The following is a 16634-nucleotide window of genomic DNA, read 5'->3' on the forward strand; positions in this document are numbered from 1 at the left end:
ATTGTAATTTGAAGTTTTTTTAAATGAAATATGCAGTACTCCCATATTGTGCGATTTCATAGCTGGTAAATCGTAATAAATTTTTACAAATATATTTGTGCATTCGCCCTTGTTATTCATTTGGATATCATCGATTAGAGGGACTCGCGGAAAAAGGATTGTATGGCTGTCGTTAGTGCTTCCCAAATAATAGTTAGATCTTCTGTGGTTGTACGCCAATTGCTGAAAGCCGCACGTATAGCTGGCACACCTTGGTAAACAGTTGGTGTCATGAACACTTTGCCTTGTTGATTTAATGTCGTCAAAAATTGTTTGCTCATTTCGGCTGTTAGTGCCTCATGATTTATGGCAAAGCACACAACATTTAAACGAACAGGGGCTAGCAAAGTAAATTGGTCACTTTGCTCTATTTTTTGACCAAGCTGCTGAGCTAGCAGTATATTTTGTTCGATTAACTGTTGATAGCCTTTTTTACCATAAGCTTGTAGGGAGAACCAAGCAGGCAACGCCCGGAATCGTCGTGAATTTTCAGGGGTAAGATCACTAAAATTCGGATTCTCAAGCGAGCTACCAAGGTAGGCAGCATTATTTTGAAATACAGCTACTTGTAACGATTGATGTCGGGTGAATTGCATAGCCGCATCATAAGGGACATTCAGCCATTTATGTGCGTCAATCGTAATAGAATCAGCATGGTTAATGCCCTCGACTAAGTGATGATACTTTTGTGAACAAGCAGCAAAGCCTCCAAAAGCCGCATCTACATGAAGCCAGAAATTATAGCGCTTTTTGAGCTTGCCAATTGCTAGTAAATCGTCAAAATCAACCGTATTGACGGTTCCCGCATTTGCTACGACAACACAGGGTTCTTGTTGATTGTCCTCAAGGAATTGTTGTAATTTTGCGATATCGATCGCTTCACGCTGTTCCTGACATGGAATAAGATGAATAGACTTTCTCCCAATGCCAAGCATAGAAGTTGCTTTGACAATACTTGAATGTGGCGTACCACTGACAATCTTTATAGGTGGGATATCATATAACCCATCCATCGCAGTGCTTTTCCCATAGTATTGCGCCACCCACTCTCTTGCTTGTGCAAGTCCTACGAAATTAGCCATCGTAGCCCCGCTGACAAATGTTCCCTGAAAATCCTCACTCACTAGCAATAAATCCTTTAACATATCAATCGTCGCTAATTCCATTGAGCCTGCTACAGAATCTTGCGTATTGGATAGATTTTGATCGTAAATACTGACTAACCAATCTCCAACAATCGAAGCAGGCGTAGCCCCACCTGTAACAAACCCTAAATATCTTGAACCTGCACTGGCGCTTAAGCCTTCAGCATAATGCTGTGAAAAGTATTGAAGTATCGACTGAGCGCCATGTCCTACTTCAGGAAGTGTTGAAGCTGGTACGTTATAAGCTTGACTTGTTACGGCTCTTTCTTCAAGACTGGTAAAAAACTTGGCAGCATGGTGCACAACATCCGTTAAAATCGTTTCAATATTTTCCTGATCTTGCTTCATGTTCGTCATGGATCATCATTTCCCTTCATTTTAAATTTAGCTATTTCTGCCTCTACACTATATAGTGATATATATAACAGTCAAATTATGACTATAACAGTTGGAGGGTCAATGAAAATAAAGCTAAACCGTCAATCAGATCAAACCTTAATCCATCAGATTTCAAATATTATGACAGAAAAAATACGATCAGGTTTTCTACAGGAGGGGAGTCAATTACCTTCTATTCGGAGCTTTTCTAAAGAAAATCAAGTGAGCCCTGTAACGATTAGCAAGGCTTATGCATTGTTAGAAAGAAATGGGTATATTCAAGTGGTACATGGCAAGGGGGCATTCGTGCGTAAAAATGAACTGGGGAGCATCCATGTGAGCCAACGTAATTACAATTGGCAATTAGCGATCCCCGACTACATTCAACGTTCACAATCCATGTTAAATAAAGGAACAGAGTATGCGCTGAAATTTTCAAGTGCAACCATCCATCCGGGGTTATTACCCTCAGTTTATTTGACGAATGAAATCGTGGCAATTTTACTCGCGGATCCTCAGATTGTTACGCGCTATGGGGCTGTACAAGGTGATGAAGATGTACGAAAGGCAATTCGGGACTATGTCCAAAAGTATGGTGACATTGAAACAACACCTCAAGAAATTATTGTGACAAATGGTGTTCAACAAGGAATTGATGTAGTGGCTAGAACATTTATTGGACCAGGAGACATTGTCATTACCGAAGCTCCTACCTATACAGCAGCAATCGATGTCTTTAGAAATCGTGGAGCCCATATTATTCCGATTCCAGTAGATGCAGAAGGTATGCAGACAACTATTCTAGCGACATTATGTTTAAGCAAACAACCAAAACTGATCTATACAAACCCAACATTTCAGAATCCTACAGGAACTGTTTTAAGCGAAACTAGACGAAGAGAGTTACTAGACCTTGCCCAACAATACGGCTTTCTTATTGTAGAGGATGATTCATGGAATGAAATTTATTTTGACGATAATCCACCGCCACCTACTCTTAAAGCGTTAGATGAAAGTGGTCATGTTATTTATTTAAAAGGATTTAGCAAATCGTTAGCACCTAGTTGTAGAATTGGAGCCATCATCTCGAATGGCACTGTCCATCAAAGGCTCCTATCAGCCAAATCCTTTGCCGATTCGGGCAATCCACTATTAACACAAAAGGCATTGATTCCTTTTTTACGATCAGAACGCATGCATGTCCATTTAGAAAAATTACGCATTGCGCTTGAAGTAAGAAGAGATCAGACGATTGCAATATTGAACAAATATGCACCACAAGGCGTTACGTGGATGGAACCAAAAGGAGGGTTAAATATTTGGGTGTCTCTGCCTAGTAATGGCAATACAGATGAACTGTTGTTTAAAGCGCAGCAAGCCCATATTACTTTTTTACCCAGCTCTGCTTGTTATCCGGGAGAGCCTCAATATCACCATATGAGAATTAGTTATTCCTATCCAGAACCACATGAACTAGAGCAAGGAGTCATGAAACTTTGTCAGATAATGCACACGTATTTACAGGAGAATAGGAACATTGATAGGACAAACCATTGATAGTTTGTTGTTCTTTGTTTACATGTCAATTGATGTTATGATGAATATTGGATATCAATAATCGTCTACATAAAAGTAGTGAGGGCATGAACAATACCTAACATGAAAGAGATGGAATAGTGGAATGAGTCATTTAATTGTACAAAATTTAACAAAAACTGTTGGCGATAAAACGCTTTTTGAAAATATTGAATTTACCATTTATGAGGGTGAGCGAGCAGGCCTAATCGGTATTAATGGTACGGGGAAATCAACCCTGTTATCGATCTTAGCAGAGGATATCGAAGCGGATACCCTCACAATGGATCGCCCCAATAAATACCGTGTCGCATATTTACCACAGGAACCGACATTCCAATCAGGAGAAACGGTTTTACAAGCAGTCTTTGCTGGTGACTCACCGGTTTTACAACTGAATCGTCAATATGAGGAAACAGTGGCTGAACTAGCAGTAAATCCTACATCTGAAAGTTTGCAAAAGACTTTATTTGGCTTGCAGCAGCGTATGGATGAAGAGCAGGCATGGGATGTCAACGCGCTTGCAAAAACAGCCTTAACAAAGCTTGGCATTGAAACATTTGATAAAGAAGTGCTAACGCTCTCAGGCGGTCAGCAAAAACGAGTAGCATTGGCTAAAGTATTAATTGAACCAGCAGACCTCTACCTATTAGATGAGCCGACCAACCATTTGGATGTGCAAGCAACAGAGTGGCTTCAAGAGATGGTGCTACGACTAAAGGGCGCAGTTATTTTTATTACCCATGATCGTTATTTCTTGGATGAATTATCGACACATATTTACGAACTAGCCGATCAAACCCTGTATCGTCATACAGGAAATTATGGTGATTTTTTAGAGGCCCGAGCCATCCGTGAGGAAATGAAGGCGGCTTCTGCTCAGAAGGATCGCAACCGTTATCGTTCAGAGTTGAAATGGATTCGTCGCGGTGCGAAGGCACGCTCCACTAAACAAAAAGCGCGTATCCAACGCTTTGAAAAGTTGGAGGATAATTTAGAGCGTAGATCTGAGGACGTTTCATTGGAAATAGGACTTGCTACAACACGTTTAGGGCGTAAAGTGCTAGAGGCTGAAAGTATTTCGAAAGCATTTGGCCAGCAAAAGATTTTAGATAACTTTTCATTTTTACTCCAGCAAGGGGACCGTATTGGCATAATCGGCGCGAATGGTGTAGGAAAATCTACTTTATTGAACATGCTAGCAGGAGAGCTTTCACCAGACCAAGGTGAAATTCTTGTTGGATCAACAGTAAAGCTAGCTCATTTCAAGCAAACTTTACCGAAAATGAATGAAAATGAGCGTATGATTGAATATATACGTGAGGCTTCGAATGACATTACAGATGCAGAGGGTGTCCGCTATTCAGCGGCTCAGATGCTAGAGCGCTTTTTATTCCCATTACATGCTCACGGTACACCGATTGGTAAATTATCAGGCGGTGAGCGCAAGCGCCTTCATTTATTACGTTTATTAATGGAGCAGCCTAATGTTTTATTATTAGACGAGCCAACCAATGATTTAGATATTGAAACTTTGGGCGTGCTAGAGGATTTCATTGAGCATTTCCCAGGCGTAGTCATCACGATTTCCCATGACCGTTTTTTCCTAGATCGTATTGCGAAAAAGCTATGGATCTTGGATGGAAAAGGGCAGGTAGAGGAAACGCTGGATCTGTATAGTGAGTATTTGGAGAAGCGTGAGCATACGGCTACTGCGAAAGTTGAGGCACCGAAGGCTGAAAAGCCGAAGTCCGAAAAACCAAAATCTGATAAGAAAAAGCTATCGTTTAAAGAGCAAAAAGAATGGGAAACGATTGCAGATGATATTGAAAAAACAGAAACAGCTATTATGGAGACTGAAGAGGGAATCGCTAATACTGGTTCAGATTTTACAAAACTACAGGAATTAACAGCTCAGCTTGATGAGCTCAATGCACAGTATGAACATCTGATTGAAAGATGGTCTTATTTAGATGAAATTGTTAATGGATAAGGAGCGATAGACATGAAGATTATTACAATTGAACCGACACCAAGTCCCAATTCTATGAAGATTGTTGTTGATACAGAGCTACCGTTCGGGAAAAGCTATAATTTTACAAAGGATAATAAAGATGAAGCAACTGGCGAAGCAGCAGCTATTTTAGCCATTGAGGGGATAAAGGGCGTTTATCATGTAGCTGATTTCTTTGCGGTGGAGCGTAATGCCAAATATGCATGGGAAGGTATTTTAGCAAGTATCCGTCAAGTATTAGGTGAAGACGTTGAAACGCAAGATGAAACAATAGTAGCTAATGAGTTTTACGGGGAAGTTTATGTCCATGTTCAGTTCTATAAGCAAGTACCACTACAAGTAAAAGTGTTTGATAACCAACGTGAACATCGTGTGAGCTGTGGTGATCGTTTTGTCGATGCTTTTAATCAAATTATTGAATCAGCAGTAGATGAAAACTATATTTTCCAGCGTAAATGGATTGATTATGGTGTGCGCTATGGCGAATTAGAAGAAATCGCAGAAGCGGTCAAACAGGAAATTGATGTCACATATTCTGTAGAACGATTAGCAGAAATTGTTGCTGCGCTTAATAATGACGATGAAAAAGCTATCGTTCAATCAAATAAGCTGAAAATAACGGTGGAGCAGTTCCAACAACCGGAATGGGAGAAACGCTTCCAGTTATTAGACCAAATGGCTGATCCGGAGCTGGATGATTTACCACTTTTAGATGTAGCTTTACAGGATGAGCAAATGTCGATTCGTCGTCTAGCAACTGTATATTTAGGGATGGTTGAAGATGTTACGGTAGTTCCGTATTTAGAAAGAGCCCTTCAGGATAAAAGTGCTGCCGTGCGACGTACAGCAGGCGACTGCATGAGTGACCTTGGCTTTGTAGAATTTGAAAGCGCCATGCAGCAAGCCCTACAAGATAAGAACAAATTGGTACGCTGGCGTGCAGCGATGTATTTATATGAGGCTGGTACAGAACAATCATTACCAGTATTAAAAGCGGCCGCAGATGATAAAGAATTCGAAGTGAAGCTACAAGTGAAAATGGCGATTGCCCGTATCGAGCAAGGTGAAGAGGCAAAAGGCTCCGTTTGGAAGCAAATGACCGAATCTCGCCAGCAATAGTTATGTAAGAAATAAACCAGCAGCAGCTGGTTTTTTTATTTTGTGGGGAGAGTTTTTTTTCCAAGGAAATGAAGATACTCAATATCCTGATTATCATAGATGCATCTTCTTTGGATCATCAAAAATAGGTGTAAAGTAGAAAAAAAGTTGTTTTTTAGCGATTTATTGCTAAACAAAAAGTTAAGGTCATTCTATGAATCATTAACATATTGTCTAGTTTCATAGAGAAGGGTCAATGTTAAAATAACATAAATTCAGAATATTCCCTAAAATAGGAGGTCCTTTGCATGACAATAACTAGTTTAAAAACAACCAAATCGTACGTGCGAGATCGGGAGGCGGTCATCGCGTTAACACAAAAGCTAGTACGAATTGAAAGCGTTTACCGTGAGAATGATCCAAAGGGTAATGAAGAAGAGGTGGCACACGTTGTTGCGGCGTATTTACGGGATATTGGCATAGAGACACATGTTGAGGAGGTTGTGCCAGGACGACCGAATGTTATTGGTATTATTGATTCGGGCAAGCCTGGGAAAACATTACTTTTTGAGGGGCATACAGATGTTGTGACGGAGGGTAATCGTGATGCATGGGCATACGATCCATTTGGAGCAGAGATTGTTGAAGGACGTATGTATGGTAGGGGAACAAATGATACGAAGGGCAATCTCGCTTGTATGATTACTGCCTGTCAATCATTATTACTAGATCAGGAAGAATTTACAGGCAAGATTATTTTATGTATCCCTTGTGATGAAGAGGGGCTCATGCTAGGCATTAAGCATTTTATTAAAAACGGCTGGGCAGACGGAGTAGATGGGGCTATTATTTGCGAGCCACAGGAAAACAATGTATGTATTGCACAGCGTGGGGCCATTCGTTTACAGGTTGATATTTTCGGTAAGATGGCACATGGCGCGATCTCGTGGAGTGGCATTAATCCAAACTGGCGAATGGCACGATTGATTGTAGAGCTGGAGAAACTAGAAAAAGAGGAGCAGGCTCGGTTAGGCCGTGACCCGATGCTGAATTGGCCATCTATTACGCCAACGATATTACGTGCGCCTGTTAAAGGAGATGCACAAATCAATGTCATTCCTGATCACTGTATGACGACGCTTGATATTCGTACAGTTCCTGCCCAAGATCATGATGAATTACTAGGAAAAATCGACGCAATTATTAAACGCTTACAGGCAGATGATCCAGATTTTAATGTGGAACTAACGATCCTTGATAATCGACCTGCTACAGCAACGGCTAAGGAGGAAGCTGTTGTACAGGCCATATACGAGGCAGTGGCAGAGGTGACAGAAAAGGAACCTAAGTATAACGGTGTTCCTGGTGCAACAGATGGTACGTTTCTTCACGTCCATGGTATTCCAATAGTGACGGTTGGTGCAGGAGATCGTGAAATTCCTCATCAAATCAATGAATATGTAGATATTGAAGAATTGGCGGAAACAACAGCTATTTATCGTTTAGCGGCATTAAAATTTTTGGCTGGTGATGCACAATGACAACAATAAAAATGGCGGTTATACCAGGGGATGGCATTGGAAAAGAAGTGATGCAGGAAGCATTAAAGGTTGTAAAATGTGTGCAAGAACGGGATTCATCCTTACAAATTACAACGATGGTTTTTCCGTGGAGCTCTGATTATTATTTAGCACACGGTCGCATGATGCCAGAGGATGCACTGGAGACACTACAAAAATATGATGCGATATTATTTGGAGCTATTGGTGATGCTCGCGTACCAGATGATGTCACGGTATGGGAACTCATTATGCCGATTCGGAAAAATTTCCAGCAGTATGTGAATTTCCGTCCTATTAAGTCATTGCCAGGGATTTCCTCACCTCTGGCTGGCGGGAACGATATTGATTTTGTCATTTTCCGTGAAAATGCTGAGGGGGAATATTCGGATAGTGGGGGTCGACTATATCAACAGCAGCCACAAGAAATGACGATTCAAAATACGATTATGACGCGTATTGGGATTGAAAAAATTGTTCGAGCAGCCTGTGAATATGCTCAGCAGCATGGGAAAACCAAGCTGACAAGTGCGACAAAATCTAATGCGATTATTCATTCCATGAAATTTTGGGATGAGCATACAAGAAAAACAGTGACACAAATTGCACCAGAACTACAGCTTGAAGCCATTTATATCGATGCATTAGTTGCTTATTTTGTCGAACGACCACAGGAATTTGAAGTCGTTGTGGCTTCCAATTTATTTGGCGATATTTTATCTGATTTAGGCTCTGCCATTGTTGGGGGGCTGGGCTTATCTCCTTCAGCCAACTTAAATCCAGAGAAGACATTTCCATCAATGTTTGAGCCTGTGCATGGTTCAGCGCCAGATATAGCAGGCAAGGGAATTGCCAATCCAATCGCTCAAATATGGTCGCTCGCCTTACTGCTAGGACATCAAGGCAGAAAGGATTTAGAACATTTGATTGTCCAAGCTATTAGTAAAGTGCTAGAAGAAGGCGTCGTGAAAACAGCTGATATTGGTGGACAAGCAACAACAGCACAAATGGGCGATGCGATTTGTCAGGAAATCATTCATATGACTTTAACAGCAGGGGGTGTATAGTATGACAACTGAGCCTAAGGTGATTGTTGTGACAGGTGCAGGTGGCGGAATGGGAAAAGCCATTATGGAAGAACAGCTTAAGCAAGGTAATCTGGTTATAGGGCTTGATGTATCTGTAAAGGCGCTGTCCAATTTAACACATGATTCCCTGCAATGCTTAGAAGTCAATGTATTGCAGGAGGAGCGAGTGAATGACATCTTCCAGCAAATTGTTGATAAGTACGGGAGAATTGATGGGCTTGTCAATGCACTTGGGATTGCACAGGCAGCAACGCCAATTGAACAAGTAACGATGGACGAGTGGAATCGCTTAATGGATGTCAATGTAAAAAGTTTATTTATTACAGCAAAAGCTGTTGTCCCCTTTATGAAAAAACAGCAAAAGGGGTCTATTGTTACGATTGCTTCCATATCAGCAGTTCGCCCTAGACCTGGCTTACAAGCCTATATTGCATCGAAGGGTGCAGCGGAAAGCTTTACGAGAGGGCTAGCGATTGAGCTGGCACCAAACCAAATTCGAGTTAATACGATTCATCCTGGGCCTGCCGATACACAAATGCTTGGGCAATTTGCCGCACAGGGCGCCGATGTTGAGCAAACAAAGCAAAGTGTGTTTGTGCAATCTGTCCCATTAGGACGATTGGTGAAGCCTTCTGATATAGCAGGAGCCGTTAGTTATTTATTGTCTGATGCAGCTAGCATGGTCACGGGGACGACCTTACATGTAGATGGTGGTCGTGGATTATAGGAGGGATACGATGAGAATTATTCCTATGTTAATTAATGGGGAATGGATTTATGGTGATGCAGAAGCATTGCTAGATGTGGGCAATCCATCAACGGGAGAAATCATTGCGCAAATTAGTAATGCGAGTCAAGCGCATGTAGAAGAAGCGGTGCGATCAGCAAGGAGAGCCTTTGAAAGTGATGAATGGCGTCAATGGAAGGCTTTTGAACGAGGCCAGTTATTAATCGACTTCGCTCATTATATTCGTCAGCATGCCGAGGAATGGAGTCTACTAGAATGCCGGGACGTAGGTAAACCTTTAACGCAAGCAAGGGCAGATATTGAAGCGGCGGCTCGGTATTTTGAATTTTACGGTGGAGCGGCTGATAAGGTGATGGGGGATACGATTCCAATTGAGGATGGCCTATTGAATGCAGTAGTGCTCGAACCCGTTGGTATTACTGTACATATCGTGCCATGGAACTATCCGATTCAAATAACAGCACGAAGTGTCGCTGCGGCCATTGCTACAGGCAATGCAGTTATTGTGAAAAGTGCGGAAGATACGCCACTAACAACACATGCCATCACGGAGTGGCTTGCAGAAAAACTGCCAAAAGGGATCTTTCAACATATTACTGGCTTAGGAAGAGATGTGGGTCCGTATTTAACATCACATCCTGATATTAATCATATTACCTTTACGGGGTCGGTCCCTACTGGGGTTGCAGTGATGAAGGCAGCAGCGGAAAATGTTGTCCCTGTAACATTAGAGCTTGGTGGAAAATCACCCAATATTGTTTTTGCAGATGCCAATATAGAGCAAGCATTGGATGGGGTAGTGCGGGCTATTATTCAAAATTCAGGGCAAACATGTTCTGCTGGGGCTCGACTACTCATTGAAGAAAGTATAAAAGATACATTTCTCCCACAATTAGTACAAAAATTTCAAGCGATACAGGTGGGGCCAGGTGAGGCGGACATGGATATGGGGCCGTTACTCAATGAACGTCAGTATACAAAAATTACTACATTATTACAGCAAGCAAAGAAAGATGGCTATGTCATCACTGGTGGAGAGCCGTTGATGATGGAAGGGTATGAAAATGGCTTCTATGTGCAGCCAACTATACTAGATGGTGTACAGCCGAATGATCCTTTAGCGCAGGAGGAAATTTTTGGACCCGTGCTGACGGTTTTAACATTTACGAGCGTGGGGGAAGCCATTACTCTTGCCAATAGCACAGATTATGGCTTAGTAGCGGGTGTTTGGTCACAGAATATCGATACAGCTCATTATGTGGCGAGTCGTGTACAAGCAGGACAAGTATTTATTAATAATTATGGGGCAGCCGGTGGTATTCAAATGCCGTTCGGAGGCTATAAAAAAAGTGGGATTGGTCGAGAGAAGGGCTTTGTTGCTCTGCGGAACTATACGCAAATGAAAAATATTGCCATACGCTATGCACCACCTATTCAACGCTGACAGGGAGGGACGCCTATGGAACATGCAAAAGATAAACAAGTGCTCTTAGAGGTCAATCAATTATCGATTCGATTCCATTTGAAGAATGGCAAAGAGGCAAAAGTGGTAGACGATGTGAGCTTTACCATTCATAAGGGAGAAACGGTTGCATTAGTGGGAGAATCGGGCAGTGGCAAAAGTATTACCTCCTTAGCAATTATGCGTTTACTGCCAATCCCTCCTGGGGAAATTACAGCAGGAACTATCAACTTTAACGGCAAAAATCTATTAGCCTATAAAAATAAAGAGATGAGCCATATTCGTGGCAATGAAATTAGTATGATTTTTCAAGAGCCTATGACTTCATTAGACCCGGTATTTACGATCGGCAATCAAATGATCGAAGGCATTCGTAGACATCAAAAGGTTTCAAAAAAAGATGCTTGGCAAAAAGCATTACAATTATTAAAGGAGGTGGGGATTGCCAACGCGGAGAAGGTAATCGCCGAATATCCTCACCAATTATCAGGGGGAATGAGGCAACGTGTCATGATTGCCATTGCGATGTCAAATAATCCCCAGCTATTAATTGCGGATGAGCCGACTACAGCATTAGATGTAACCGTACAGGCGCAAATTTTAAAGCTGATGATGAAAATGAAGGAAGAACATCAATCAGCGATTTTATTCATTACCCATGATATGAGTGTTGTCGCAGAAACAGCGGACCGTGTCATGGTTATGTATGCCGGGCAAATAGTGGAGGAGGCCCCTGTAAGAGAGCTTTTTTTAAATCCTCAGCACCCTTATACAGCAGCGCTGCTAAAAACAATGCCGAGTCTTGAAACAGAGGTGAAAAGACTGCCATCTATTCCTGGTACTGTGCCACCCGCATATGCATTACCAAAGGGTTGTCGCTTTGCACCCCGATGCCCGCATGCTATGGCGCAATGCCATCAGGATAGTCCGACCATACACTATATTCAAGAGACCCATAAAGTGCGCTGTCATTTATTCACAGAGAAGGGGGAGCTGGCACATGACGGAGAAAGAAGTTTTGCTGGAAATTAATCATTTAAAAGCTTACTTTCCTGTGAAGCGCAAGTCTATGAAAGAAGAGAAAAAGATGGTCAAAGCGGTTGATGATATTTCCATTGAAATTTATCGGGGAGAGACGCTAGGCATTGTAGGCGAATCTGGCTCAGGAAAATCTACATTTGGACGAACGATTTTGAAGCTCGTTGAACCAACAGCCGGAGAAGTATTATATAAAGGACAACCGATCCAGCATTTAAAAGGCAATAAGCTTCAATCGTATCGCAATCAAATGCAAATGATTTTTCAAGACCCCTTTGCCTCACTAAATCCTAGAATGCGCATTGGAGCGATTATTGAGGAACCGATGAAATTACAATTAACATTGACGAAGGAACAGCGAAAAGAACGCGTGAAGGAATTGCTACAAAAGGTTGGACTTCCTGAGGATGCCATGCAAAAATTTCCTCATGAATTTTCAGGAGGTCAGCGACAAAGGATTGGGATTGCAAGAGCTCTTGCCATTCATCCAGAATTCATTATTGCGGATGAGCCAGTATCTGCATTGGATGTGTCTGTGCAATCACAAGTCCTTAACTTAATGATGGATTTACAGGATGAATTTCAGTTAACTTATTTATTCATTTCCCACGATTTAAGCGTTGTGAAGCATATAAGTGACCGTGTGGCGGTGTTGTACTTAGGACGGGTTGTGGAAATAGGAACGAAAAAGGAGCTATACGCTCATCCATTGCATCCTTATACACAAGCATTGCTATCTGCTATTCCAGTCGTCAATTTTGATGAGTCAAAGCAAGAAGTACTTTTACAAGGTGAACTACCTAGCCCGATCAATCCACCTGTTGGCTGTGTTTTTCATACGCGTTGTTCACATGTCATGGAAAGATGTCGGCAGGAGAGGCCTAAGCTTCAAGAGGAAAATGCAAATCAGCGAGTCGCTTGCTTTTTATATGATAAATAATCTGAATATTTAATTTATTTGGGAGTGGAGGGGTTGATATGTTTGGCAATATTACCGATGTTCCTGGTATCAAGGTGGGGCATCGTGAAAATGAAGAGGGGATTACAGGCTGTACGGCTCTATTAATGGAAGGCGGGGCAGTGTGTGGGGTAGATGTTCGAGGGTCTGCACCAGGTACTCGTGAAACGGATGCATTAGATCCCATCAATGAAATTGATCGTGTGCATGGTATTTGTCTGTCAGGGGGCAGTGCCTTTGGATTAGATGCTGCCACAGGAGTCATGCAATTTTTAGAGGAGCAAGGGATTGGGGTTGATGCAGGTGTTGCCAGAATTCCGATTGTGCCAAGTGCCGTCCTCTTTGACTTATTTATTGGCGATCCTCAAGCTCGACCTACAGCACAAATGGGCTATGAAGCGGCCCAAGCGGCCCAAGTAGGTTCATTTCAAAATGGCAATATTGGCGCGGGCTATGGGGCAACGGTAGGTAAACTGGCAGGACCAGACTTTGCCATGAAGGGTGGACTTGGTAGTGCATCAATTGCGGGCAAGGATGGGCTCATTGCTGGGGCTATTGTGGCTGTTAACGCAGTAGGTGATGTCAAGAATCCTAATACACGGCAAATTTTAGCGGGAGCGAGAAATCCTCAAACAGGACAGTGGTTGGATTGCTGTGCCTATCTCGAACAGCATGCACAATCAGAGGCACTTGCTGGCACGAATACAACCATTGGCGTAGTAGCGTTGAATGCAAAATTAACGAAGGCAGAAGCAAAAAAGATTGCCCAGCTTACGCAAAACGCTCTTGCCCGAACGATTTATCCTGTCCATACGATGCTTGATGGCGATACTATTTTTGTGCTAGGTACTGGAGAGCGGACATTTGCGCTAGATTACTTGGGACATTTAGCGACTAAGGTGATGGAGGAAGCTATTCTTGCTGGTATTCAAGCGGCAGATAAATTGGCAGGGGTGGAAAGCTATACAAGCATTCAAAAGATAAGCACTTAGGAGAAGGGGGAACGACAATGAATTTGAAAAACAGTGGGGTAATACTCTTAATGTTCATGATGGTATTCATCATAAGTGCATGTTCTAGTGATGGAGAGAAAGTTTCAACGAGCTCTAATAGTCCTAATGGACAAACTACAGCAGATGTGCCGCAGGAAATTGTTGTGCGTGTAAATGATGATCCCGATTTTTTAGATCCACATAAGGCAACGGCATCCATTTCGTATCAAATGATTATGAATTTATTTGAAGGGCTAATGGCGCCAGAAACAAATGGTTCTTTAAAAGAAGGACTTGCAGAGAGCTATGAAGTTTCAGAGGATGGTTTAACGTATACTTTCAAAATTCGCCAAGGAGTGAAATTCCATAATGGTGATGACTTAACGATGGACGATATTCAATATTCCTTTGACCGTTTAATGGGGAAAAACGGTGGGGAAAAAATGTCCAATAACTTCGATAACGTGGCATCAACTGAGGCACCAGATGCCAGCACATTTGTGATTAAATTAAAGGAGCCTAATTCTAACTTCCTGTATTCATTAACGGCAAGACAATCAGCTATTATTCCTAAAAGTAATGATGGGAAGCATAATGAGAATCCAATCGGAACAGGTCCTTTTGCCTTTGTGAAATACGCGCCAGGGACAAATTTAGAACTTAAGAAAAATGATAACTACTGGCAGGAAGGCTTACCTTATTTGAATAAAGTTACGTTTACCTTCCAATCAGATGATCAAGCAGCGATTATGAGCTTGATGGCAAATGAGGTTGATCTAACAAGTGTACCATGGCATCGTGTGAGTGAGGTTGAAGGGGGCTACAATTTAACGCATCAAAATAATAACTCTTCTTTAATCATCACATTTAATGAAACAAAGGCTCCATTCGATAACGTAAAAGTTAGACAAGCTATTAACTACGCGATTAGTAAATCCGATATTATTGATTCGGTATTTGCGGGCTATGCTGTCCCACTTGGTTCTAATATGAGTCCAGCGATGGGCGATTTCCAAAAGAAGGGCTTAGAAAGTATGTATAAACGCGATATAGAAAAAGCGAAGGCATTATTGGCAGAGGCCGGTTATCCGGATGGGTTCAAAACAAAAATTACGGTATCTTCCCACAATGATATGTATTCGAATATTGCGCAAATTGCAGTTGCTAATTTGCAAGAGATTGGCATTGATGTAGAGATTGAGGTTGTGGAGTGGGGGATTTGGCTAGACCGTGTTTATTTTGGCCGTGACTATGAAATGACAACGATTGATTTAACAGGTCGTGCATCAGCCTACGAGGTGTTAAATGATTATATTTCTACAAATGATAGTGAAAACTTCTTCCTATTTAAAAATGACGAGTATGACAAAATTATGACGGATGTGCTAAAGGAAACAGACCAAGCCAAACAAATTGAGTACTATCATCGAGCACAGGAAATTTTAGCTGAGCAGGCTACTGCGGTTTATATTGCTGATTACCAAATTGTTTGGGGTGCTGACAAACAAGTGACGGGGCTTAAGAGCTATCCATTCTGGTTCCATGATATGTCAGAGGTTCAATTTTCAAACTAGGAAGGGATGAGTGCTCATGATGTATATTTTACGTCGAATCATCCTGTTAATAACAACCATCCTGCTAGTATCCATCATCACATTTGGTGTTTTTCAAATATTACCTGGAGATCCGGTGCGAACGATGTTAGGGACAGAAGCGGATCCCACACAAATTGAAAATTTACGATCTGAACTCGGCTTAGATCGTCCTCTTTATGAACAATATGTGGATTGGATGAAGGGCTTATTGACAGGTCAGCTAGGCGATTCCATTCGGTTTTCAATGCCTGTAAAAGATTTATTATTTGATCGACTTCCTGTCACTATGTCGTTGGCGGGGATAACCTTGCTCATTGTTTTATTCATTTCCTTACCTTTAGGGATGTTTGCGGCAAGAAGACAAAATAAAATAAGTGATGTGTCATTATCGACTGTGACACAAATTGGGATGGCTGTACCATCCTTTTGGCTAGGGATGATGCTTATTCTTTACGTTGGCTTACAGTTTAGCTTCTTTAAAATTAGTGGTTATATTCCATGGACACAAAGTGTTGCAGGGGCGCTCAGTACGCTCCTTCTCCCAGCCCTAACCATTGCGATACCACAAATTGCTGTGAACTTCCGATATGTGCGTACAGCTATTTTAGAGCAGGTTCAGCTCGACTATGTACGCACAATTCGCAGTAAAGGAATGTCTGAACACAATGTCATGTATAAGCATGTATTGAAAAATTCCATGATTCCGATTTTAACCGTATTTGGCCTAATTATGGCGGAAGTTGTAGCGGGGACAATTATTGTGGAGCAAGTATTTTCTTTGCCGGGTATTGGACAGCTTCTCATAACGGCTATTAGTAACCGTGATTTTCCACTTGTACAGGGGATTGTCATGTATATTACGGTTGCTGTAGTTATGATAAATTTTATTGTCGATATTTTATATTCTGTATTAGATCCTAGAATCCGATTACGCTAAGAGGTGGA

At 41.8% G+C, this 16634-nt stretch carries 13 protein-coding genes; 12 read left to right on the forward strand and 1 reads right to left on the reverse strand.

Annotated elements, in window-relative coordinates:
- Positions 1–134 precede the first annotated feature (134 nt).
- Positions 135–1541, reverse strand: coding sequence for a pyridoxal phosphate-dependent decarboxylase family protein (locus C9J29_RS06635; RefSeq protein WP_089985028.1), 1407 nt, complete (start codon positions 1539–1541; stop codon positions 135–137).
- Positions 1542–1643: 102 nt separating this feature from the next.
- On the opposite strand from C9J29_RS06635, the gene pdxR reads away from it, so the two are divergent.
- The 12 genes from pdxR to C9J29_RS06695 all read left to right on the forward strand — a co-directional run bounded on the left by pdxR (position 1644) and on the right by C9J29_RS06695 (position 16626).
- Positions 1644–3119 (forward strand): MocR-like pyridoxine biosynthesis transcription factor PdxR, encoded by a 1476-nt coding sequence (gene pdxR / locus C9J29_RS06640; protein ID WP_043990709.1) that lies wholly within the window; start codon positions 1644–1646, stop codon positions 3117–3119.
- Positions 3120–3243: 124 nt separating this feature from the next.
- Positions 3244–5130, forward strand: a complete 1887-nt coding sequence (locus C9J29_RS06645) for an ABC-F family ATP-binding cassette domain-containing protein (protein WP_089985026.1) — start codon at positions 3244–3246, stop codon at positions 5128–5130.
- A 12-nt stretch (positions 5131–5142) separates the two neighbouring features.
- The gene (locus C9J29_RS06650) at positions 5143–6270 is read left to right on the forward strand and encodes a conserved virulence factor C family protein (protein ID WP_008180221.1); all 1128 of its coding nucleotides are present in this window, start codon (positions 5143–5145) and stop codon (positions 6268–6270) included.
- A 287-nt stretch (positions 6271–6557) separates the two neighbouring features.
- The gene (locus C9J29_RS06655) at positions 6558–7790 is read left to right on the forward strand and encodes a M20 family metallopeptidase (protein WP_089985024.1); all 1233 of its coding nucleotides are present in this window, start codon (positions 6558–6560) and stop codon (positions 7788–7790) included.
- Positions 7787–8875 carry a tartrate dehydrogenase gene (locus tag C9J29_RS06660; protein ID WP_089985023.1) on the forward strand — a complete coding sequence of 363 codons (1089 nt, stop codon included), beginning with the start codon at positions 7787–7789 and terminating at the stop codon, positions 8873–8875. Before C9J29_RS06655 ends, C9J29_RS06660 begins: the two co-directional genes overlap by 4 nt.
- Before the next feature lies 1 nt (position 8876).
- The gene (locus tag C9J29_RS06665; protein WP_107921823.1) at positions 8877–9623 is read left to right on the forward strand and encodes an SDR family NAD(P)-dependent oxidoreductase; all 747 of its coding nucleotides are present in this window, start codon (positions 8877–8879) and stop codon (positions 9621–9623) included.
- Positions 9624–9633: 10 nt separating this feature from the next.
- Positions 9634–11088 (forward strand): aldehyde dehydrogenase family protein, encoded by a 1455-nt coding sequence (locus tag C9J29_RS06670; protein ID WP_107921824.1) that lies wholly within the window; start codon positions 9634–9636, stop codon positions 11086–11088.
- A 15-nt stretch (positions 11089–11103) separates the two neighbouring features.
- Positions 11104–12138: an ABC transporter ATP-binding protein gene (locus C9J29_RS06675; protein ID WP_107921825.1), complete on the forward strand. Its 1035-nt coding sequence runs from the start codon at positions 11104–11106 to the stop codon at positions 12136–12138.
- The gene (locus tag C9J29_RS06680) at positions 12107–13084 is read left to right on the forward strand and encodes an ABC transporter ATP-binding protein (RefSeq protein ID WP_008180234.1); all 978 of its coding nucleotides are present in this window, start codon (positions 12107–12109) and stop codon (positions 13082–13084) included. Before C9J29_RS06675 ends, C9J29_RS06680 begins: the two co-directional genes overlap by 32 nt.
- Before the next feature lie 38 nt (positions 13085–13122).
- A complete protein-coding gene (locus tag C9J29_RS06685) occupies positions 13123–14094 on the forward strand; it encodes a P1 family peptidase (protein WP_089985015.1) in 972 nt (323 codons plus the stop codon).
- A gap of 17 nt (positions 14095–14111) precedes the next feature.
- On the forward strand, positions 14112–15668 hold the full coding sequence (locus tag C9J29_RS06690; RefSeq protein WP_096364098.1) for an ABC transporter substrate-binding protein: 1557 nt from the start codon (positions 14112–14114) through the stop codon (positions 15666–15668).
- Between the two features lie 16 nt (positions 15669–15684).
- A complete protein-coding gene (locus C9J29_RS06695) occupies positions 15685–16626 on the forward strand; it encodes an ABC transporter permease (protein ID WP_036125000.1) in 942 nt (313 codons plus the stop codon).
- Positions 16627–16634 lie beyond the last annotated feature (8 nt).

Source organism: Lysinibacillus fusiformis, assembly GCF_003049525.1.
GTDB classification, from domain to species: Bacteria; Bacillota; Bacilli; order Bacillales_A; family Planococcaceae; genus Lysinibacillus; species Lysinibacillus fusiformis.